Genomic DNA, 19,779 nt, shown 5'->3' on the forward strand with positions numbered 1-19,779 from the left:
AATCGTTAATCGTTAATCGTTAATCGTTAATCGTTAATCGTTAATCGTTAATCGTCAATCGTTAATCGTCAATCGTTAATCGTCAATCGTTAATCGTCAATCGTCAATCGTCAAACGTCAATCGTTAATCGTTAATCGTCAATCGTTAATCAAAATCCCCTTTTACCACCTACGTTGTTCGGGGTGCTACCGATGTGCTACCGATGTGCTACCGATGTGCTACCGATTATAACCTGTTTTTATCGAGAGCACATCGGAAGCACCCCGAGAGCATATTGAGAGCATTATGATGAAATATTGAAGAGAAATTCAATATTTTATTGTAATTTTAGTTTTCAAATTCGTATTAAACCCGATTACTCAACACCAAAAATTCGTAGCATTATGGCTTATTTACGCGAAAACCAACAACTCGAAGGCATGATCGGTCCGGTGTATGTGCGTACCCTCAATGGGAAAAAAATCGTACAGAGCAAACCTGTTTACAAGAAAAAAAAGGACAATCCCAAAAAAACGACCCTCGATTTTGGCACCGCCGTGACCCTAGTGAAACAACTGCGGGCACAATTGGATTCACTTTGGAGTCTCGGCGCCGATGCTTATGCGCATCAACGACTTACAGGAGTAATCTATAAAATCATTACCGAGCAAAGCCTAATGCCGACGGGGGGATGGACTACTTCCGGTCAGGACAACCCACGCAATACCTGGGAACTCAATTCCGAATCGCCCTTGTCGCTCCAAGAAGCGGGCGGAATCACTTGGATGCCTACTCCCGAAAGAGCGATTAGTGCTACAGGAACCGTAGCATTGGACGCTTTGTTAAAAAACGAAAATGCATCACATTCCTACACTCTTACCTTTTGGATTTTGGGACAACAAGCCAACGAATGGCAGTTGCAAAACTTTTCGTTCCCAATTCAAAAAGGCATTCCAACACCCGTTGACTTTACGTCTGTACCCTTTCCAGTGGGCACACGCGTTTTCGTTTTTGCCCACCTTCTCCAAATACGCACCACCCCCCAAATACCGTATCCCATCGTCGTTAATGACAGAGTATGGAACCCCTGTTGTTTTCTTTTCACGACAGGAATGTAAAGAAATACCGATGCGGATAAGTAGAAGCCTTGGTAGGGGAGAAAGAGTAAAAAAAGAGGCAAGAAGCAAGAGCAGCGACCTTTTTAGGCTATTTTGAATTATAAATGGGCGTACTAACACGTCCTCTTTGAATAACGTCCAACGACTAATGTCTAACGTCTATTCTTGCCGATGAGAAGAAAGAGCAAAGAAGCAAGAGAAAAGACCTCTTTGAAGTTATTTTAAGTGTTGAATTATAAATGGGCGTGCTTACATGTCCTCCTTGACTAACGTCTAACGACTAATGTCTAACGACTACATAATCAGAAATTAGTGTGTTCGAACAAACGCCGTTATTTTATATATGCGTGATATGATTTCGTTTTTTGGAGGGGTTGGGCAAGGGGTACGGCTGTTACTAGTAGGCGTTTTTAAAAAGCAAATTATTCATCATCATCTTCTTTCTTATACCCTTCATAATAATATGATTGTTCAATTCCTTTGAAGATGACTTCTCTATTTTCAATTTCATCGGTTAAGTTTTGTCCTAATAGAGTTCGTAGTTCTAAATCATTTATTGGACTTCTCTCCATAGCTTGTAAATAAAGTGTTTTATCTACAAACTGCCAGTCAACTAATTTTTTTAGTCTTGACTTTAAAATCAAATCAAGCCAGATTCTCATGGTTCTACCATTTCCTTCCATAAAAGGATGCGCGATATTCATTTCAACATATTTTGAGATTATTTCTTCAAAACTGTTTTCTGGCATTTGTTCAATCTTAATTAAAATTTCATTTAAATAGAGCGCATTTGCAAATCTAAATCCGCCTTTAGATATATTCACAGTTCGAACTTTTCCAGCAAAATCATACAACCCATTAAATAGATAATGATGTATTTGTAATAAGCCTTTTGTCGTTCCGATTTCAATTTTTTGAATGTCATTAGAATCGAACAAGCGAAAGGCATTTTCTATACTTTTTCCATCAATATTTTTCATTAGAAACTATCTATTATTCAAATTCAAAAATACTCTAAATATTTGTCATTTGATTAAAATTGCGGTTCCTTTTTTAAATCAAAATGGCAGCGTTTATAAGGTGTCATACGCTTGCTAGTAACGGCAGCCCGTGAAAAAACTGCACAGTCTTTCCCACAAATATAAGAAAACATAGGAAGAAGAGGAGTTGTTTTTATGTTTTTAAAAATACAGCATTCCCACCGCTTTGGGAGTGAGGAGGCGGGGATTAGCACGGATTACAAATCCGCGCGATCAGGTTGTGCAACAGGTACTATGGTTAACCGTCGTTTTTCTCTTTCATTTTTAGGAAGTTCAACGGAGTCATTACGGCAATTGAAGAGTTTCTGTAATCTTTTACATTTCGCGTGATAATCGCATCTAAGTCTTTTATGTTTAGCGCAGAAGAATATTGAAGAGAATCTTCATAATCAGAGAAATCATTTTTTAATGCCTGAACAATTTCTGTTTTATTTGTTCCAATGATTTCAGTCATTTCTATCAGTGTTTCTATAACTTCAATTGTTTTTTTATGTCCTAAAAATCTTCTAACTATATAGTAAATATTGTTAATACTAACAGCAGACAAAAAGAGTTTGACACTTCCTTGTTCATTGAGTTCAAAAAGCTCACTAGCAGGATTCGCATGTGGTTCTCTGTCGGTGAAAAAATCTAGTACAACATCGGAGTCTACAAAAAGTTTATACTCCATATTTTTTAGAAAGTTCTTCAGTTAAAATTTGTTTGTAGTCAAAATTATCATCAGTTTTGATAATTCCTCTTAACTTTCTAACTTTAGTAGAAAGTTGTTTTTCCTTGATTTTTGCTCGATTTACAGTAACAAACTTGAAATAGTTTTCCACCATTTCTGAAAGGCTTTGTCCTTTTTCTTTGGCGTATACTTTAGCAATTTCAATGACTTCTTTTTCGATTGTCAATGTTAATTTAGTATTCATTGCTTTTCTTTTTCAACAAAAATACGTATTTGTTTTTAATAATACAACACGTGTTTATAATGACAGTTAACGTCATCCCGTGTAAAAACTTCACAGCCTTTCCAACAACTATAGGAAAACCAAGGAAGAATACTAGTAGTTGTTTTGTATCTATAATAATGCAATATTCCCGACGCTTTGGGAACGCGGAGGCGGGGATTATCAGCCCTACAAATTTTAGAGTTTTGAACTACAACTAAAAAAACAACCTCGCTTACCCCGTAGTTTCGGGAGCTTAAACGAGGTTGTTTTTTACGAATTATTTTGAAAAATTTTATTTTGAAAGGGTTGTATAAAGGTTACGGCTGTTAGCCGTTGTATTTATATTTATTCAAATTTTCGTTTAGTGTTTTCATAAGTTCTACATGATTCATTTGCATTGAGTTTGCTGATAAATTAAAAGGCGAACCAAAATTTTTCACATTAAATTTCATTAATTTTTTGCGTATACCATTTTCTTCTTTTTCAATCCAATAATCTGAATTGTTCACATCAATAATTACGAATTTTTGACTTTTTATTTTAAGTTCTGAAAATCCATTTATGTGTTCCCATTCAATAAATTCATTATGTGATTTTTTTGGATTAACATTAATTCCTTTTTTGTCGATTATTAGAATTAGTTGGTTCGCTAAAAGCTGTCTAATTGAAACATATATTCCTAATCCGAAAAACAAAACTGATGCGATTCCGATTGTCTTTATGAAAAATGGACTTCTTCCTCTGTAACCTGTATAGTTTTCAGCATTCATGAACATAAAAATTCCACCAACAACAAATAATAATGAAGCAATTAATAATAGCAAAGATTTTTTCTTACTTGAATAAATTTCTACTCTTTCCATGTACGATTTCTGTATATTTCCTTGTTTCGTAGTTGTTCCCTAAATATAAGGCCTAACGTCAGCCCGAGAAAAAACTTCACAGCCTTTCCAACAACTATAGGAAAACCTAGGAAGTATAGTAGTAGTTGTTTTGTTTCTTTAATCATGCCATATTCGCGAGGCTTCGGGACAAGGAATTTCACGCAATCAGCTACAATTATCTTGTTTTGAAGACATGATTTCAGCCGACAATACCACTATTATTCCCAATATCAAAAATCAACAACCAACAACCAACAACCAACAACCGACAACCGACAACCAACAACCGACAACCAACAACCAAAACCGACAACTAATCCCCCAATAGGGGCTAGGGGGCAAGCCGACTCCAATTCCCAGTCCATTCGGCATAGTACTAAAACGCGTGTTAACTTTTCTGCTCTTTGTTGAAATACACCAGGTAGTAATACATTTGACGTTCTTCATCCCAACCCTTTTCGACAAACTTTTCAGCACTGTCGGGATTGACAAAGTCCAACTTGATTTGTATGTTGGTGTCGAGGTTAATGACATTTTTAATCGAACGACGCGCATCCGATACGGCAGCGTTGGCAATCGGAAAAGAAGTGACGTCTTCAATGCTATATTTCTCACCACGATCGGCTTTGAAACTCTTAAATTCAGGAATCAAATCGGGGTTTTCAATCACTTCATTCAAAAACTTGGTCTCTTCAAACGTGTCGTTTTTGGCAAAGTGATTCACCGCACGGTTCATGAACAGCACTTCTTCTTTTTTATCCTCGGCAGGGAATACTACTTCTTTGGCGAACTCTTGACAAAACTTCAAGTACTTCTTGGTCATGTAATTTTCATCCTGAAAAGCATCGACCGATAAAAAGTGCTCCAACCAATACCGCGCATCATACCGGTTGCTGTCGACGGTGAGAATTTTATAGCCTTCCTCTTTTTTGTAATTAAAAATCAAACAACCTTTGTCCAATTTGTTGAGATTAATCCCTTCCTGAAGGATCATTTCCAAATTACTGCCGCGTTCTTCAAATTGTAGAAAATCGGTCCGTAGTTCGCTTTTAAACACCCCCAACGCATCAACAGTTTGGTTGTCGATGGAAATGTTGGTCAAATAGGTCACAAACACTTCTCCGTTTTTGATGTGAGGATGATTGGATTGCTCAAAAAGGTGGCGCGTGATTTTTTTAGATACGTCATGCACACTGCCCGGGTTGGTAAATACCTCGGTGGCTAAATTGAACATCTCGTTGTATTCCAAGTCCACATCATGGGCAAACTGGAAATAGTTCTCTTCTTTTTCCCGAAAAGAGCGAAAAAAGAACTCTTTGAGCAAGGGCACAATTTCGTCGGTCAAACTGTAGGTCGTCTCCGATAAGAATACATTTTCATTGCGACTTTTGTTGCCCACCCGGTGAATGGATAACGAGTCGATATGGGTGTTAAATAAGTTGAGCATAGTTATTCGCTTCTGAGATGCTGAGCCACTAGGCTACTGAGTCTGGTGATCACAGCATTAAATTACACATTTATTTTTTTGATGAACGATACCAACATAACTTCAATTTCTGTACTGAAATTCCACAGTCGTTGGAACTGTTCTTGATTGATATAGTCTATATTTTTAGCAATTTCGAGTTGGGTTTGGAATTCGAAAAGCGAACCGAGGGCAATTCGTAAAAAATGAATAAAATCTTTATTACTATTTCGAGCTTTGCCTTCAGCAATGTTACACGGAATGGATAGTGCTGACCTTCGCATTTGATCGGTTAAGCAATACAGCTCCGCTTTTGGAAATTGAAGGGTAATTTCATACGTTGTTGTCACTAAATTCATGGCTTTTTGCCAAATAATTAAATTTCGATACGTATTCATGGCTCCTATTTTTGCCAAGATACGACAACTTGATTTGAAATTTCCAGATGTAACTATTTGTAATCGGTTTTGTTTTTATTGGCAGTTGAACAGCTCAGTTTCTCAGCAACTTAGCAGCTCAGTAGCCTAATTCCAATTTTCCTCAAATCCATAGTCCTCAAAATGATCCTCGTCTCCAAACTGATTCAAATCATCTTCATCCAAATCGTCTTCAAAATCATGGAACGATTCATAATCCCCTTCGGCTTCAAATTGTTTTTCCATGGCTTCCGCTGGCATTTCCCCATGTGAAAAGAGCAATTCAGGGTACGTAGCGCCCGGCACAGGTTCTTCAATTGCCGCCAATTCCACCAAAAACGTCCACATGCTGATAAAATCATACACATAAATGATTTTGGTTTGGTCCTCGTGAAGTAGGTCTTGCAACTGGAAGTCGGCCATCGTGCGCATTTCACCAGGAGTGTCGCCGGTATCAAACATGGGAATCTCATCCTCTTGGTTCCACGTGTCGTCGCAGGTGTAAAACGAGGCTACTTCGGTCCCGTCAAAACCAAAAGCGTTGACCAAAGCATTGTGTAAATCCTCCAGTGTGGCGGTGTCTTCGATAGCGATATCGCGAAAAATATCGTCTTCAGCGTCCAAGATGGCTCGGAATTTATAGATCATCATACGGGTATTTTTTTGAGCGTTCAAAGATAAATTTAATTTTAGAAAATGGTTTCCGAAAAGGGCAATTGTTGATAAGATTTTGAACGCAAAGGGAGGAGGGTTTTTGGACGTCCGAGGGAAAGTTCCTATTTTTGAAAGGCTAAAAAATAATGCTATGAAGATGGTTATTTCACCGGCCAAATCCCTTGATTTTGAACGACCGGTTCCCTTTGCTCAAAATACGACCTATGATTTTGCGAAAGCGTCTGCAACGATTGACAAGGTCTTGAAGAAACTCAAACCAAACGAATTACAAGCCTTAATGGACATTTCACCTGCTTTGGCCACCCTAAATTGGGAGCGCAATCAAGGGCGTGACGTCACAGCGATGACAACAGCCAATGCCCGTCAGGCGATTTTTGCTTTTGATGGTGAGGTCTACACAGGTTTGGATGCCTATACCTTAACCGAGGACCAATTGCTACGGGCGCAGGCGCAGTTGCGGATTTTGTCGGGTTTATACGGTCTTTTAAAGCCGTTGGACTTGATGCAGCCCTACCGCTTGGAAATGGGAACGAAATTGCCTGTAGGGGACGCAAAAGACCTGTATGCGTTTTGGAAGCCGAAACTTACCCAGTCGCTAAATGACGCGATGGAGGAAGGGGAGTTGCTGCTCAATCTGGCAAGTACAGAATATTTCTCCGCCCTAGATGCCAAGCAACTCAAAGCCCGAGTGATCACGCCTGAATTCAAAGACTATAAAGACGGCAAGTTGAAAATGATTAGCTTTTTTGCGAAAAAAGCCCGCGGTTTAATGGTGCGGTATGTCCTAGATACTCAAGCCCAAACCGTAGAAGCCTTACAAGGGTTTCATTATGAAGGGTATGCGTACGACCCCTCGTTAAGTACCGATACGAAATTGGTCTTTACCCGTTAACCAAATAAAAACCTCCGGGGACTACTCGGAGGTTTTCTGATTTAGAGTGCAAAAAAACGGTATGACTTACATGTTTTTTTTCTAAAACAAGTCACCGCAATTTTACCCTACCTATTTTTTTTATTTTTTTTACAAATACAAGTATTCTTCGTAATCACGACGGTTTTCTTGGGCCGCTTTTTTCTGATCACGGGACAATTGTTTCATCGCATCAACTCCTTTACGAGCACATTGTTTGATCGCTCTCAGGTGATAGGCGAGTTGTTCTAAACGAGAACGTTCTTGCGCATCCAGTTTATTTGCCAAGTCCAAAAGCAACGCTTCCCATTCTTTTTCTTGTTTTTGGTGCGCTTCAAATTCACTATTGAGTTCGTTCAATAATTCTTCAATCTCTTTGGAAATGTCCGTGTGAAGGGCTTCCGTCTTGCGTTGGAGTTCTTGAATTTCCTTTTTGCGCTTTTGGTTGTCTAATAGTCCCATGAGAAAACGATTTTATGTAATTCATTGAATATGAAATAAATGTATAAAACCAATGGCTAATGTAAAAATAATGTTAATAACTTCTTGCGAAAAAGGCATTAAAACACCGCGTTACGGGTCAGGAAATACGATTATTTGTAGGTATAAGTAAAATCTATATTGAATTTATAATATTTTGTAATTCAATGAGTAGCCTATTTTTTAATAAAGTTATTGTTTAAAATAAAAAGCAGTCAGCCAATGGCGTAAAATGGTTTTTCCAAGGGGTGTTAAAATACTCTCAGGATGGTATTGAACCCCGTAAATCGGCAGGCTCCTATGGCGCATAGACATGGGGTGACCCTCAGGAGTTTGAGCGGTTACCACCAAGGTTTCGGGAAGGGTGGCCGGATCGACAATCCACGAATGATAGCGTCCCACGGACAGTGATTGCGGGAGGTTTTGGTAAAGGATGTCCTGCGGATCTACAACTTCGATTGTTGTAGCCACTCCATGATGTACAGTGTTTAAATTCTGTAGTTTAGCACCAAACACTTCACCTATCGCTTGCATGCCAAGACAGATGCCTAATAGGGGTTTTTCGGCACCATAACGTGCGATTACCGCTTTCAATATTCCTGCTTCTTCGGGCAATCCGGGACCGGGAGAAAGGACGATGTGGTCAAAAGCAGCTACGTCTTCCAGTGTAATTTCATCGTTGCGATACACCACTACGGGCGCACCAAGGGCTTCCATGTAATGCAGTAAATTGTAGGTAAAACTGTCGTAGTTGTCGAGGAGTAAAATCGGCTTCATGGCCTCAAAGATAGGGAGAAAAATAAAAAAGCCCCAGTGCAAACTGAGGCTATGATGGGGTTGTAATTCGGAATTAGAACTGAATCGTTACCGTTACATCAAACTCGTCGTTGATGGTTTTGTCGCCCAAGTTGTCAAAGAAACTTCCTGAACCGTATTTGATCCCGTATTTGGTTCGGTCGATTTTAAAGCTCGTCGTTGCGGTTGAACCGTTTACTTTTAATTCAAAGGTTACAGGAGCTGTGACGTCTTTGATCGTCAAGTCGGCTGTTACCACATACGTGCCGTTTCCTTTGTCAACCAACTTTTTGAAAACCAATTTTGAAGTTGGATATTTCTCGGTTCCAAAGAAGTCATCTGCCTTTAAGTGACCGTTTAATTTACCTTGGTATTCGCCTTGTAAATCAGTAGCATTGATAGAAGTCATATCTACCACAAACGAACCGCCTGTCAGTTTTTTTCCTTTAAAAATTAAGGTACCTCCTTTGAAGTCCACTACGCCATTGTGTTGGCCGGTTACTTTTTTACCAACCCATTCGATTTTACTTTTGGCGACATCAATTTTCTTGTTTTGTGCTGATGCGAGGGTAGCGGTGGCTACGAATAAAGCTACGGCAATTGTTTTTAATTTTTTCATGATTGTAAATATTAAATTAGTGTTGAATTAAAGGGTTTCAAATAATTGGGATTCACTTTTGCGAACTTTTGGAGCGTGCTGTGTAGCATCGTCACTGTGACGGTAGCCAATGGCACAAACCACAGCAGCGTTGAGGTTGCGTTCGTTCAAGCCTAGGATTTGGTTGTACTGCTGCGCATCAAATCCTTCCATAGGTGTGGTATCGATTTTCAGTTCGGCCGCCGCATTCATCAAATTGCTCAAAGCAATATAGGTTTGCTTGGCAGTCCACACATTGCGTGCTTCTTCGGGGATGCCATTGATGATATTTTTCATAAAATCCATGTACCCTTGCACATCGCTTAGAGCAATCCCACGGGTTTGCACCATATTCTCAAAATAGGCATCAATTTGGTCGTTTCCAAGGTTTAACTCATTGGCAAATACAACCAAATGAGACGCATCCACCACTTGTGATTGTCCCCATGACGCGGGTTGCAATTGGGCACGAAGCGTTGGATTCTCAACAAAAATCACTTTGTAGGGTTGTAATCCATAGGAAGAAGCCGATAAATTGATGGCTTCTTTTAGGGTGGCAATGTCGGCGTCACTGACTTTGCGCGTGGCATCGTATTTTTTGGTGGCATAACGCCAACGGGCATTTTGATTAAATTCACTCATAGCAAATTACATATTAAGGGTTCTAAATTTTTCTAACAAGTCATTCAATTGTATGATTTCCGCTGGACTCAAATTTTGGGCAAAAAGTTGTTCGTGCGCCAAAACCACCGGCTCCAATTCTTCAAGTAAGGCCAACCCTTTGTCGGTAATTAAAACTTCCATTTTGCGGCGGTTGTTGGGACAAACATTTCGCGTGACCAAATCTTTCAACAGGAGTTTGTCAATCAATCGGGTAGTGTTGCTGTTTTTGGTGACCATGCGCTCTTGAATCACACACATGTTGGCCGGTTTTCCCTTTTGTCCCCGTAGGATACGCAATACATTGTACTGTTCTCCCGAAAGATCATAGGGTTTTAACACCTCGTAAAACTTTTCTGCGACCACGTTTTGCGTCACCATCAAATTGAGGATAACCCGTTTGGCATCGCTTAACGTTACACTGGATTGAATGAGTTCTTCAATTTTCATAATTGTAATTACAAAATTTGTAGGTACAAATGTATGGCAATGTATTTTATTTGTATATACAAACGTGTGTTATATTTTTGTTAATCTTTTGCTGTGCTTTTTTTGAAAGCGTACCGATTTGTGGTATTTTTGGATCAAAATAAATACGATGCAACACTTATCGCAAGAGGCTTGGGCCGCACAATTGGCTGCTGATGAAAAGGCTGTTATTTTAGATGTCCGTACGGAAGAAGAATGGGCAGAAGGGATTATTCCAGGGGCAATCCTGAATGATATTTACAAAGGACAAGGATTTATTTACCGCTTGCAGGAATTGGATCCACAAAAAAACTATTATGTGTATTGCAAAGCAGGCGGGCGAAGTGCTCAAGCTTGTCAGATTATGGATCAAATGGGTTTTGCGCAAACCTTCAACCTGGAAGGCGGCATGATGCAATGGCGCGGAGAGGTGGTAGCGCCTTAATTTCCAGCACGGTGTTTTTCCCTCGTTCTCTGGCACAAAACCGTATAGAATGTTTTGATTTCTGCGTGATGCCATTGGGTGGTTTGGAGGGTAACTTCTGGCAAGTTTTTTCTTCGAATGCGAAGGGTATACCCATGAAATCGATACACTGCGGCATACCCAGCCAAAACGGTTCCCAATCCGGCCATAACTATACTACCCCATAAGGGTAAAGTTGCGGCATTCCACCCCATTACCGTCCAAAGTAATACAACGCACAGCGCCATCATATAGTTGATGGCATAGGTGCGTTTTTTAATTAAATGTACGCTTGAAATCGTCTGTAACGCTATTTTTTCTTGTTGCCGTCCTTTCAATAGAAGTACTTGCTCATGGGTAATGAGTCCAAATTTCTTACTCAAATGCACAGCATGTTGTGCTATGGGGTAGGTGGTCATCGTTGGGGCATTTTCGATATATACGAAAACAAGTTTCCTTTGGTTTTACCCTACTTCAAATTATGCTTCGGTATCATAGGAGTTAAAAATTTCAATCAGCGCGGGCAAGTTGTCGATATTCAGTTTTTCAAAAATCCTTTTTTTGTAGGTACTCACGGTTGTTTTTTGCAAGGATTTGAGAATGGAGATTTCCAAATTTCCAAATCCTTTGATCAGTAAGCGGGCAATTTCTAATTCGCGATCCGAAAGTTGATCCAAGGGATTTATGGGGATTTTTTGCATGTAATTGTCAATGATTTTCTCTTTCATAGGCGCACTGATGTACTTACCATGCTCCAAAAAATACTTAATAGCATACCGCAATTCTTCGTCATTGGCCAGTTTACTCAAAAAACCATTGGCTCCCGCATTCAAATACCGCAAGGCATACGTATCTTCTTCCAAGGCGGAAAAAATTAATATGCGAATATCAGGCATGATCTCTCGAATTTCTTGCACCATCCGCGTACTGTTGCCGTCGGGAAAATTAATGTCAAGAAAAAGAAAATCGATGGGTTCAGCAGTGCGAATACAGTCTAATGTGGCCGCATACGATGCCGCATGCAACAATTCGGGTTGCCGCACCATTTCGCGCAACAACAAGGCAATGCCTTGCCGAACCACACTGTGATCATCGGCCAAGAGGATTCGGTATTTTTTAAATGTTTTCATGGGCTAGCATTTTGCAATTCGTAGGGTGAAAAAGAGTTGTGTGCCAACACCGGGTGCACTTTTAATATAAAAACGGCCTTGCATTTTATAAATGATTTCACGACATAAATGAATGCCTAGTCCGGTGCTAATTTGATTGATTTTAAACTGATTGTTTTGGTAAAACGAATCGTCCAATACCGAGTCCAAAAGCGACTTTTGCATCCCCGTACCATTATCGCGAATGTAAACGCGAAGCCAATAAAAGTTTGGGTCTCGATCGGGTTTTACCGCCGAAAACACGTCAATAGTTCCGTTTTCGGTAAATCGTATGGCATTGCCAATCAGGTTGAAATACAATTGCCCCAATTTCACCCGATCCGCTTCTACCATCAAGTCCTCTGGAATGCGACGTACATTGTTCAATCGATTTCCTTTGTTTTCAGCCAATGGGGTCAACGATTGCCCCATCATTTTTATTTCATAATCCAATAAAAACGGCACGGGCTCAAGATGTGTAACTTCTTTTTCATTGCGAAGGGTGTTGAGAATTTGATTGGTGAGCACGAGCAAGGAATTGGCATTGTATTGAATCGAATTGAAGGTATCCTGAATTTCAGGGTCGTTTACGGTTTGTTGTACACTTTTACTATACAACACGATACTGCCCAAGGGTGAGCGCACCTCATGGCTTAACAAACTGATGAGACGATTCTTGAAGTTTAAGTTTTCTTGAATTTGACGACGTGCGGTTTCAATACGGTTTTGGAATTTAAACGCGCGAACCGTAAAACGATATAAAATCAAGGAAATAAGAAGCGATAATAGAATTAATCCAACGATTAAATAACGTTGCAAAAGCGCATGATCACGCTCCATTTGTAGGATAATGTTGTTTTGAGTAGTTATTTTTTGTCCGAGTAGTGCTTCGTAATCGGTTAAAAAAGCAAGGGTTAACGCCGATACATCGTGGGGATTTCCGGAGGGATTTCCCCCTAGGGTAGGGTTTGCATGGGCACGCTGCTTTTCGTAATGCGCTACGGCTGATTTCAAAATACGATCCATGATTTCCTTCACGGTCCCATGTTTAATGCCTTCATCGGTGCGGTAACTGATGATGATTTCAATTGCTCTTTTTGCACATTGATTTTACCACTAATCGCATCACCCAAACGCGCCAAGAGTCCTTTTCGTTTGACCTTATCTTTTGAAATAATCGAATCGACTTTCACAGATTCCGTCAGTTCTTTATAATCAAAGGGTTCCCAGCTGGGCAGCCCTAATTCGGGAGAAGTTGTTTGTGCCCATTGATGTAAAGGGGTAAACGAAGCGGGAACAGTTCCCTTGCTATTTTGCTTGTATACTTGACGCATACGGTCAAGTAATTGCTCTATTTTTTCGATTTGCGCCGAAGTTGCTTTGTGATCTGATTTTTTGGACTGTTGTACTACGCGAATGGATTGTAATAGCTCGTCCGAAAGTCGCTCACCTTCCTGTAATTTGGCCAATTGCTCAAAGGATTTTGTGCGTTGCGATTCTTGCTCATGAGCCATCCACCAAAAAATCACAACAATAAGTTGCAGTACAATAACCGAAGCCAAAAGTCCAAAATGAATAATTTTTCTTTTGGACTGCATCCAATTATTTAGAAAGTGCCACAAGCTCTGCATAGTCTTAACGTTTGTTTAGCGTTTTTTTATCACGGGGGCAAAGGTATTGGCATTCCGTACTTTTTTTGTAGAACAATCGGCATTTTTTATGTAGAATTTGTTCGGAAAATTGGGCTGACATCCCATTCTGTAAGTGATTTCGCAAAAATGCACTCCGAAGAACATGGAGTGGTGCGTAATAATTCTACGTCACAAGCGGTCAAGTTCTACAAGGGTTTGGGCAGCAACATACTAGTTTTGTCGTGTGTTAAAGGGGAATCTCAAACACAATTGCCCTAACAATCGCTTGAGTACAATGCTTGGAATAATTGCAAATGAATTTGTTTGTGTAGCAGGGAAGTCATTTCCCTTAGCTACCGTGTTGGCGATAGAGGTCGAGCCCGAAGTTGATTTTCGGGGGAATATTGCCTTCTTTTTCGGGGGATGGAGTGTGGGACTCGGGAGCGTCTATTGTTTTCCGTTTCCGTGGTTGTTTTATGGACTGCTTTTGGTGGCCGTGGGACTCATCATGTACTCTGTAATCCATACCCGTATTCGAAAAGTATTGAAAATTCATATTTTAAACGGGGGAACGTACCGCAAACCCTTACGGAAACAGGAGTGGGGAAAAGCCCAATTGTTAATCGACACCTTCCAAAAAACGAAGGTCATACGAAATACTACGATGCTTTAGTAGTTGTTTTTGTTTGAAAAAAGAAGCCTGCTCTTTGTTGAGCAGGCTTTTTTTGTGGAGTCGCCGAGAATCGAACTCGGGTCCAAACAAGCAATCCAATAGCTTTCTACACGCTTAGTTCTTGATTGAATTTTCGACAAAAAGCAAGGCCAAGAACAGCCACCTTTTGCTTAGCTTGATCAGTGTCAGAAAGGATTTAAAGCCTTACCTTTCCTAGGTTTACTTTTACGGTTCACCTGTACCAACCGCCATAAACCAAGGCTTTTGAGGTGAATCTAGCTTCTCGTCCTTGACGAGACTAGGCCTATCGTACTAAACTTCGGATTAAGCAGCTAAAGCGTAATTATTTTCGCCGTTTATAAAGTCGTACCTTTGGATTAACGAGCCAAAAGTACAAGGCTCGACGTGCTTACGATTCAATTCCACTTGCTGTCAAAACCAGTCGACCCCAAAGTGAACCCAATTCTAAATGGGACTGCAAAGGTACGTAAAGTTCCTAGAAAATGAAAAATTGTTTAGTCCCCATTTGTGGCCGTATCGCCAAGCGCAAAAGGATAATTGCCAAACAAAGCCGATAAGTTTTTCAGCTGATAGGTTTTCTTTGTATACTTATTCGATAAAGCAATAATGACTGTGTTTTCCTCCCGTAGCGAGATATAACTCGACGTGTTCCCATGCCACCAGCCGTTGTGGTAAAATAATTTTTGTCCCGTGGCCCATTCCCGTAAACGAATGCCCAACCCATAGTTTTTTTCACCCTTGGCCTCATAACTGTAGCCTTTGAAGACTTGTTCGAGAAGCTCGGGACTCAAAAATCCTGGCGCGTTGCGGGCTAAGTCAAATTTTAATAAATCCCTCGGCGTGGAGTAAATGTTTTTGTCTCCGTACACCGCATCCAAGAAATCAAAACCATATTTCACATAATTGTATTTGTACGAAGGTGTCGCTTTTTCTTTCGGCGTTTCCTCATCAAAAACAAAAGTATGGGTCATGCCCAGCGGATCGAAAATGATTTCTTTCATGGCGTCACGGTATTTTTTACCCGTAACTTTTTCAATGACTAAGGCCAATAAGGCATAATTGGTGTTGTTGTAACTAAAATGCGTATCGGTTTTGGTTTCCAATGGGATGTTTTTGGTCATCAAAATGTGCAGCAAGTCTTTATTCGTCAAAGTCTTCTTCCGCCCCCATATTTTGGCATCATCACAAAAATAATTGTACTTTTTCATGCCACTGCGGTGGTTTAAAAGGGTGCGAATGGTCACGTCTTTGTAGGGAAAACCCTGAAATAAAGTGGTCAATTTTTGATCCAATGTGAGTTTCTTGGCATCGATAAGTTTTAAAACAGCCGTCGCCGTCAATACTTTACTGACCGAAGCGATATGCAATGGCGTGTCCTCAGCATTGAGAACATTTTGCTCCTTATCGGCATAGCCTTCGTAGCGTTCGTAGATGATTTCGCCATTTTTGGCCACCAAAAAACAAATGTTTTCAAATTGGTTGTTGAAAAACTTTTTGATGTATTTCTCGATTTCGTTTCGCTTGGCATTTTTATAACTCTCAGCCAATTTTGGTAACGAATCGGACGCAGGAACCATAGCATATTCTGGGCCTACATGCGCCTTTTGCTGTCCCCCCGATTGTTGACAACCAATGAAGAGCAATGCAGTGGTTACTACCGTATATAAATAGTGCTTTCGCATGATGAATTTGTTCGAAAAAAAACAAATATAACGACCGTGAACGCGCTTTTGTTTTTGAAATAAGCGAATAACTAACAAAATTATTAACATCTTTTCTAAACGATTGATACTGAAGGAGCCAACATAAATTGAATTTTTGGGAAAAGTTTTGAAATCGATTTCGTTACCCGTACTTTTGGGCGCATTCAATCTAAAATAGGCTATAGCTATGGTATTTGGTATCGTTAAAGAACGCAAGTCACCGCCCGATCGTCGCGTGGTTTTTACTCCTGAAGAATTGGTACGGTTACAACAAACCCATCCTGATGTTCGCATTAAGGTTGAATCCTCCGATATTCGCGTCTTTCCCGATGAAGCGTACCGATCGTTAGGATTGGAAGTAACCACCGAGATGCATGATTGTGAGGTGCTTTTCGGCGTTAAAGAAATTCCCGTAGACGCTTTACTCCCCGGAAAAAAGTACTTCTTTTTCTCGCATACCATCAAAAAACAACCTTACAATCGTGCCTTGTTGCAAGCTATTTTAGCTAAAAATATCGAACTCTATGATCACGAAACGATTGTCGATGCCCAAAACAAACGACTTATCGGATTTGGGCGATATGCAGGGATTGTAGGGGCCTATAATGGATTTAGAGGATTTGGCATCAAATACGAGTTGTTTACCCTTCCTAAAGCCGAAACGCTTCAAAGTAAAGACGACCTTATTGCGCGGTTGAAGCGTATCCTACTGCCCAACATTAAAATTGTGTTGACGGGTAAAGGAAAGGTTGGCATGGGCGCCAAAGAAATGTTAGACGGCATGAAAATGAAGTCGGTTTCGGTCGATGATTTCTTGACCAAAACCTACACAGAACCGGTGTATACGCATATTGATGTGATGGATTACAACGTTCGTTTGGACGGTCAAAACCTTGGTAAAAATGACTTTTATAACCATCCCGAAGCGTATACTTCCCATTTTGAGCGATTTACCAAAGTAGCCGATGTGTTTATGGCAGGTCATTTTCACGCCAACGGTTCCCCCGATATACTCACCCAAGCCATGTTGCAAGCACACGATTGCAAACTCAAAGTGGTTGCTGATATTTCGTGTGATGTAAACGGACCCATTGCGTGTACCACCCGTGCAACGACCATCGCCGATCCATTTATGGGATACTTACCGCAAGAACATCGTGAAGTACCCTACACGCATCCCGGAGCGATAATGGTTATGTCGGTCGATAACTTACCCTGTGAATTGCCCAAAGATGCCAGCGAAGGATTTGGCGAAATGTTTATGGAACATGTTGTCCCTGCCTTTTTTAACGGCGATAAAGACGGCATTCTACAGCGTGCCAAAATGACCGAAAACGGACAGTTGACGCCGCGATTTGCATACCTACAAGATTATGTAGACGGAAATTAAAAAATACAATCCTGAGTTCGCACTCGGGATTTTTTATTTCCCTCGGTTATGGTATCTTTAGCGTTTTAAATGCAATTGTATGAAACGTCTTTATGGATGGCTTGGCTTTTTCATTCTAGCCACAACATCAGCCCAAACGGTCACCGCTCCAGGAGGCGACCTTGCCCTTACTTTTCAAGTAACCGACAAAGGACAACCGGCCTATAGTGTTCGGTTTAAAACCCAAGATGTCGTTCTTCCGTCGACCTTGGGTGTGCGAATCAAGGACCTGCCCGCACTAACCGAAGGCTTTGAAGTGGTGCAAACAGAATCCAACGTCATCAACGAACCTTGGTCGCCGGTGTTGGGCGAAACCGCCGTAATTCCCAACCACTACACCCAACTCACCGTAGCCCTTCGACAAGCTGCCACGGGGCGTTTGCTTACCCTTATATTTAAGGTTTACGACGAAGGAGTTGCCTTTCGCTATGTATTTCCCAAGCAACCACAACTCAATTATTTTGTCATTGAAGACGAATTGACGCAGTTCAATTTGAATGGCAATCATAAAACGTTCTGGATTCCCGGCGACTATGACAGTCAGGAATATGCTTACAACGAAACCCTCTTTGCCGATATCGACGGGGCAAAAATCGATATGAATAACGGTATTGGATTAAAAACCATCCGCAGTAATCAACGCGTGCAGTCGCCCTTGATGATGAAAACGCAGCAAGGCCTTTACCTCAATATTTTTGAAGCCGCCGTGGTCAATTATCCCGTGATGCATTTGGAGGTACAACCCAGCACGTACCGCTTAACGTCGCATCTCGTTCCCAATGCGTTGGGTGACAAAGCTTATTTGCAAACCCCAGCCGTATCGCCTTGGCGTACCATCTTTGTGCATGATGATGCCCGAAAAATCGTCTCTTCACGCATGATTCTCAGTCTGAATGACCCCTGTAAAATCAGCGATGTGTCCTATATCAAACCTATGAAATACGTCGGGGTATGGTGGGAAATGCATGTTGGAAAATCAACCTGGGATTACGCCGGGTCGCAAAATGCGCAAAACGCCGCCGATGGATCCCTCAACCCCTCAGGACGCCATGGAGCCACCACCGAAAATGTAAAACGCTATATCGACTTTGCCGCCCAACACGGTTTTGATGGGGTTTTGGTCGAAGGTTGGAACACCGGCTGGGAAGATTGGTTTGGGAATTGGAAAGAGGATGTGTTTGATTTTGTTACACCCTATCCCGATTTTGACCTAAAAGCGGTGAATGCCTATGCCAAAGCCAAAGGGGTTAAAATGATTATGCATCACGAAACCTCGGGTTCGGTAGCCAATTACGAGCGCCACCTCGACCGTGCATTCCAGCTCATGAGAGATTACGGGTATCCCGCGGTAAAATCAGGCTATGTAGGACGTATTATTCCACGGGGCGAGTTTCACGACGGTCAAACCATGATCAACCATTATAATTTTGTGGCCCGTCGGGCTGCCGATTACAAACTTATGGTCAATTCACACGAAAGTTCGCGACCTACGGGCTATCATCGAACCTATCCCAACTACATCGCTGCCGAAGCGGCACGCGGTAATGAATTCAATGCCTGGAGTGTAGGCAATCCGCCCATGCACGAAACGATTTTGCCCTTTACCCGTTTGTTGGGTGGCCCAATGGACTATACCCCTGGGATTTTTGAAATCAAAATGAGTTACTACGACAAATCCAAATCGGAGCAGGTGCACACTACCCTCGCCAAGCAACTCGCCTTGTATGTAACCCTATATTCGCCCTTGCAAATGGCTGCCGATTTACCCGAAAACTACGAACGCCACCTCGATGCCTTCCAATTTATCAAAGACGTTGCCGTCGATTGGCAAGATTCGAAGTATTTGGACGCCGAGCCAGGGGATTACCTCACCGTAGCCCGCAAAGAAAAAAATGGCGAGCGTTGGTTTTTGGGCGCCATCACTGATGAAAATGCTCGAACAAGTACGGTCAAATTAGATTTCTTAACCCCCGGCCAAAAATACAAAGCCATTCTCTACCAGGATGCCAAAGACGCCGACTGGAAAACCAATCCCAAAGCGTATGAAATCAAAACCATGACGGTGACGGCCAAAACCAAATTAACCCTACGTTTGGCACCCGGCGGAGGAACCGCAGTGAGTTTTGAACCCCTTCCGTAAGGTTCAGGAGCTATTCCGGCTATCCACTGCAAGCCGCGCTCGTTCCGGCTTTTTTGACTACCAAAGTCCGTGAGCTCCCAAAGTCGCTACGGCCGTTGGGTCAACAAT

At 41.3% G+C, this 19,779-nt stretch carries 24 protein-coding genes and 1 other RNA gene; 7 read left to right on the top strand and 18 right to left on the bottom strand.

Annotation, left to right across the window (positions count from 1 at the left end; genetic code table 11):
* Positions 1-384 precede the first annotated feature (384 nt).
* Complete coding sequence (locus tag O9316_RS04095; RefSeq protein WP_298205016.1) at positions 385-1,098, top strand: hypothetical protein; 714 nt, start codon at positions 385-387, stop codon at positions 1,096-1,098.
* A gap of 422 nt (positions 1,099-1,520) precedes the next feature.
* Here the strand turns inward: O9316_RS04095 and fic are convergent, their stop codons facing one another.
* The 4 genes from fic to O9316_RS04115 all read right to left on the bottom strand — a co-directional run bounded on the left by fic (position 1,521) and on the right by O9316_RS04115 (position 3,936).
* Positions 1,521-2,078: a protein adenylyltransferase Fic gene (gene fic / locus O9316_RS04100; RefSeq protein WP_297515469.1), complete on the bottom strand. Its 558-nt coding sequence runs from the start codon at positions 2,076-2,078 to the stop codon at positions 1,521-1,523.
* A 298-nt stretch (positions 2,079-2,376) separates the two neighbouring features.
* The gene (locus O9316_RS04105) at positions 2,377-2,808 is read right to left on the bottom strand and encodes a PIN domain-containing protein (protein WP_298205015.1); all 432 of its coding nucleotides are present in this window, start codon (positions 2,806-2,808) and stop codon (positions 2,377-2,379) included.
* Entirely contained in the window at positions 2,798-3,052 is a 255-nt protein-coding gene (locus O9316_RS04110; protein ID WP_298205014.1) for a DUF6364 family protein, read from the bottom strand. Before O9316_RS04110 ends, O9316_RS04105 begins: the two co-directional genes overlap by 11 nt.
* A gap of 347 nt (positions 3,053-3,399) precedes the next feature.
* The gene (locus tag O9316_RS04115) at positions 3,400-3,936 is read right to left on the bottom strand and encodes an STM3941 family protein (protein ID WP_298205013.1); all 537 of its coding nucleotides are present in this window, start codon (positions 3,934-3,936) and stop codon (positions 3,400-3,402) included.
* Between the two features lie 214 nt (positions 3,937-4,150).
* On the opposite strand from O9316_RS04115, the gene O9316_RS04120 reads away from it, so the two are divergent.
* Entirely contained in the window at positions 4,151-4,285 is a 135-nt protein-coding gene (locus O9316_RS04120; protein WP_298205012.1) for a hypothetical protein, read from the top strand.
* A 60-nt stretch (positions 4,286-4,345) separates the two neighbouring features.
* Here the strand turns inward: O9316_RS04120 and O9316_RS04125 are convergent, their stop codons facing one another.
* The 3 genes from O9316_RS04125 to O9316_RS04135 all read right to left on the bottom strand — a co-directional run bounded on the left by O9316_RS04125 (position 4,346) and on the right by O9316_RS04135 (position 6,486).
* Positions 4,346-5,404, bottom strand: a complete 1,059-nt coding sequence (locus tag O9316_RS04125) for a nucleoid-associated protein (RefSeq protein WP_298205011.1) — start codon at positions 5,402-5,404, stop codon at positions 4,346-4,348.
* A gap of 62 nt (positions 5,405-5,466) precedes the next feature.
* Positions 5,467-5,820: a four helix bundle protein gene (locus tag O9316_RS04130; RefSeq protein WP_298205010.1), complete on the bottom strand. Its 354-nt coding sequence runs from the start codon at positions 5,818-5,820 to the stop codon at positions 5,467-5,469.
* 126 nt (positions 5,821-5,946) lie between these two features.
* Positions 5,947-6,486, bottom strand: a complete 540-nt coding sequence (locus O9316_RS04135) for a hypothetical protein (RefSeq protein WP_298205019.1) — start codon at positions 6,484-6,486, stop codon at positions 5,947-5,949.
* 157 nt (positions 6,487-6,643) lie between these two features.
* Here O9316_RS04135 and yaaA point away from each other — a divergent pair, with 157 nt between their 5' ends.
* On the top strand, positions 6,644-7,405 hold the full coding sequence (gene yaaA / locus O9316_RS04140) for a peroxide stress protein YaaA (protein ID WP_298205009.1): 762 nt from the start codon (positions 6,644-6,646) through the stop codon (positions 7,403-7,405).
* Positions 7,406-7,534: 129 nt separating this feature from the next.
* On the opposite strand, the gene O9316_RS04145 is transcribed toward yaaA, so the two are convergent.
* The 5 genes from O9316_RS04145 to O9316_RS04165 form a co-directional block, all read right to left on the bottom strand.
* Positions 7,535-7,885 (bottom strand): hypothetical protein, encoded by a 351-nt coding sequence (locus tag O9316_RS04145; RefSeq protein WP_298205008.1) that lies wholly within the window; start codon positions 7,883-7,885, stop codon positions 7,535-7,537.
* A 210-nt stretch (positions 7,886-8,095) separates the two neighbouring features.
* Entirely contained in the window at positions 8,096-8,680 is a 585-nt protein-coding gene (locus tag O9316_RS04150; protein WP_298205007.1) for an aminodeoxychorismate/anthranilate synthase component II, read from the bottom strand.
* A gap of 73 nt (positions 8,681-8,753) precedes the next feature.
* Positions 8,754-9,317, bottom strand: a complete 564-nt coding sequence (locus O9316_RS04155; RefSeq protein ID WP_298205006.1) for a YceI family protein — start codon at positions 9,315-9,317, stop codon at positions 8,754-8,756.
* A gap of 27 nt (positions 9,318-9,344) precedes the next feature.
* Positions 9,345-9,977, bottom strand: a complete 633-nt coding sequence (locus O9316_RS04160; RefSeq protein ID WP_298205005.1) for an NAD(P)H-dependent oxidoreductase — start codon at positions 9,975-9,977, stop codon at positions 9,345-9,347.
* A 6-nt stretch (positions 9,978-9,983) separates the two neighbouring features.
* On the bottom strand, positions 9,984-10,445 hold the full coding sequence (locus tag O9316_RS04165; protein ID WP_298205004.1) for a MarR family transcriptional regulator: 462 nt from the start codon (positions 10,443-10,445) through the stop codon (positions 9,984-9,986).
* 148 nt (positions 10,446-10,593) lie between these two features.
* Between O9316_RS04165 and O9316_RS04170 the strand changes: the two genes are divergently transcribed.
* Positions 10,594-10,908 (top strand): rhodanese-like domain-containing protein, encoded by a 315-nt coding sequence (locus tag O9316_RS04170; protein ID WP_298205003.1) that lies wholly within the window; start codon positions 10,594-10,596, stop codon positions 10,906-10,908.
* Here the strand turns inward: O9316_RS04170 and O9316_RS04175 are convergent.
* The 4 genes from O9316_RS04175 to O9316_RS04190 are packed head-to-tail and all read right to left on the bottom strand — an operon-like array spanning position 10,905 to position 13,705.
* On the bottom strand, positions 10,905-11,345 hold the full coding sequence (locus tag O9316_RS04175; protein ID WP_298205002.1) for a hypothetical protein: 441 nt from the start codon (positions 11,343-11,345) through the stop codon (positions 10,905-10,907). The two genes, O9316_RS04170 and O9316_RS04175, sit on opposite strands and share 4 nt — an antisense overlap.
* A 60-nt stretch (positions 11,346-11,405) precedes the next feature.
* Positions 11,406-12,056: a response regulator transcription factor gene (locus O9316_RS04180; RefSeq protein ID WP_298205001.1), complete on the bottom strand. Its 651-nt coding sequence runs from the start codon at positions 12,054-12,056 to the stop codon at positions 11,406-11,408.
* A 3-nt stretch (positions 12,057-12,059) separates the two neighbouring features.
* Complete coding sequence (locus tag O9316_RS04185; RefSeq protein ID WP_298205000.1) at positions 12,060-13,112, bottom strand: HAMP domain-containing sensor histidine kinase; 1,053 nt, start codon at positions 13,110-13,112, stop codon at positions 12,060-12,062.
* Positions 13,109-13,705, bottom strand: a complete 597-nt coding sequence (locus O9316_RS04190; protein WP_298204999.1) for a hypothetical protein — start codon at positions 13,703-13,705, stop codon at positions 13,109-13,111. The genes O9316_RS04185 and O9316_RS04190 overlap by 4 nt, the downstream gene beginning before the upstream one ends.
* Positions 13,706-14,000: 295 nt before the next feature.
* Here O9316_RS04190 and O9316_RS04195 point away from each other — a divergent pair, with 295 nt between their 5' ends.
* Positions 14,001-14,378 (top strand): hypothetical protein, encoded by a 378-nt coding sequence (locus O9316_RS04195; protein WP_298204998.1) that lies wholly within the window; start codon positions 14,001-14,003, stop codon positions 14,376-14,378.
* A gap of 52 nt (positions 14,379-14,430) precedes the next feature.
* Here the strand turns inward: O9316_RS04195 and ssrA are convergent.
* Together ssrA and O9316_RS04205 are read right to left on the bottom strand one after the other, a co-directional pair.
* Positions 14,431-14,828: a transfer-messenger RNA gene (gene ssrA, locus O9316_RS04200) on the bottom strand.
* A gap of 65 nt (positions 14,829-14,893) precedes the next feature.
* Positions 14,894-16,081, bottom strand: coding sequence for a serine hydrolase (locus tag O9316_RS04205; protein ID WP_298204997.1), 1,188 nt, complete (start codon positions 16,079-16,081; stop codon positions 14,894-14,896).
* A gap of 208 nt (positions 16,082-16,289) precedes the next feature.
* Here O9316_RS04205 and O9316_RS04210 point away from each other — a divergent pair, with 208 nt between their 5' ends.
* Positions 16,290-17,492: an NAD(P)-dependent oxidoreductase gene (locus tag O9316_RS04210; protein ID WP_298204996.1), complete on the top strand. Its 1,203-nt coding sequence runs from the start codon at positions 16,290-16,292 to the stop codon at positions 17,490-17,492.
* A 79-nt stretch (positions 17,493-17,571) separates the two neighbouring features.
* Complete coding sequence (locus tag O9316_RS04215) at positions 17,572-19,671, top strand: glycoside hydrolase family 97 protein (protein ID WP_298204995.1); 2,100 nt, start codon at positions 17,572-17,574, stop codon at positions 19,669-19,671.
* The last annotated feature ends 108 nt before the right edge of the window (positions 19,672-19,779 follow it).

The sequence above is a fragment of the Flavobacterium sp. genome, assembly GCF_027533505.1.
Lineage (GTDB): Bacteria > Bacteroidota > Bacteroidia > Flavobacteriales > Flavobacteriaceae > Flavobacterium.

What these genes read in the sequence shown, in the direction of transcription:
- O9316_RS04095 (WP_298205016.1), top strand. Translation starts at nt 385, where the DNA reads ATGGCTTATTTACGCGAAAACCAACAACTCGAAGGCATGATCGGTCCG.
- fic (WP_297515469.1), bottom strand. Translation starts at nt 2,078, where the DNA reads ATGAAAAATATTGATGGAAAAAGTATAGAAAATGCCTTTCGCTTGTTC.
- O9316_RS04105 (WP_298205015.1), bottom strand. Translation starts at nt 2,808, where the DNA reads ATGGAGTATAAACTTTTTGTAGACTCCGATGTTGTACTAGATTTTTTC.
- O9316_RS04110 (WP_298205014.1), bottom strand. Translation starts at nt 3,052, where the DNA reads ATGAATACTAAATTAACATTGACAATCGAAAAAGAAGTCATTGAAATT.
- O9316_RS04115 (WP_298205013.1), bottom strand. Translation starts at nt 3,936, where the DNA reads ATGGAAAGAGTAGAAATTTATTCAAGTAAGAAAAAATCTTTGCTATTA.
- O9316_RS04120 (WP_298205012.1), top strand. Translation starts at nt 4,151, where the DNA reads ATGATTTCAGCCGACAATACCACTATTATTCCCAATATCAAAAATCAA.
- O9316_RS04125 (WP_298205011.1), bottom strand. Translation starts at nt 5,404, where the DNA reads ATGCTCAACTTATTTAACACCCATATCGACTCGTTATCCATTCACCGG.
- O9316_RS04130 (WP_298205010.1), bottom strand. Translation starts at nt 5,820, where the DNA reads ATGAATACGTATCGAAATTTAATTATTTGGCAAAAAGCCATGAATTTA.
- O9316_RS04135 (WP_298205019.1), bottom strand. Translation starts at nt 6,486, where the DNA reads ATGATCTATAAATTCCGAGCCATCTTGGACGCTGAAGACGATATTTTT.
- yaaA (WP_298205009.1), top strand. Translation starts at nt 6,644, where the DNA reads ATGAAGATGGTTATTTCACCGGCCAAATCCCTTGATTTTGAACGACCG.
- O9316_RS04145 (WP_298205008.1), bottom strand. Translation starts at nt 7,885, where the DNA reads ATGGGACTATTAGACAACCAAAAGCGCAAAAAGGAAATTCAAGAACTC.
- O9316_RS04150 (WP_298205007.1), bottom strand. Translation starts at nt 8,680, where the DNA reads ATGAAGCCGATTTTACTCCTCGACAACTACGACAGTTTTACCTACAAT.
- O9316_RS04155 (WP_298205006.1), bottom strand. Translation starts at nt 9,317, where the DNA reads ATGAAAAAATTAAAAACAATTGCCGTAGCTTTATTCGTAGCCACCGCT.
- O9316_RS04160 (WP_298205005.1), bottom strand. Translation starts at nt 9,977, where the DNA reads ATGAGTGAATTTAATCAAAATGCCCGTTGGCGTTATGCCACCAAAAAA.
- O9316_RS04165 (WP_298205004.1), bottom strand. Translation starts at nt 10,445, where the DNA reads ATGAAAATTGAAGAACTCATTCAATCCAGTGTAACGTTAAGCGATGCC.
- O9316_RS04170 (WP_298205003.1), top strand. Translation starts at nt 10,594, where the DNA reads ATGCAACACTTATCGCAAGAGGCTTGGGCCGCACAATTGGCTGCTGAT.
- O9316_RS04175 (WP_298205002.1), bottom strand. Translation starts at nt 11,345, where the DNA reads ATGACCACCTACCCCATAGCACAACATGCTGTGCATTTGAGTAAGAAA.
- O9316_RS04180 (WP_298205001.1), bottom strand. Translation starts at nt 12,056, where the DNA reads ATGAAAACATTTAAAAAATACCGAATCCTCTTGGCCGATGATCACAGT.
- O9316_RS04190 (WP_298204999.1), bottom strand. Translation starts at nt 13,705, where the DNA reads ATGCAGAGCTTGTGGCACTTTCTAAATAATTGGATGCAGTCCAAAAGA.
- O9316_RS04195 (WP_298204998.1), top strand. Translation starts at nt 14,001, where the DNA reads ATGCTTGGAATAATTGCAAATGAATTTGTTTGTGTAGCAGGGAAGTCA.
- O9316_RS04205 (WP_298204997.1), bottom strand. Translation starts at nt 16,081, where the DNA reads ATGCGAAAGCACTATTTATATACGGTAGTAACCACTGCATTGCTCTTC.
- O9316_RS04210 (WP_298204996.1), top strand. Translation starts at nt 16,290, where the DNA reads ATGGTATTTGGTATCGTTAAAGAACGCAAGTCACCGCCCGATCGTCGC.
- O9316_RS04215 (WP_298204995.1), top strand. Translation starts at nt 17,572, where the DNA reads ATGAAACGTCTTTATGGATGGCTTGGCTTTTTCATTCTAGCCACAACA.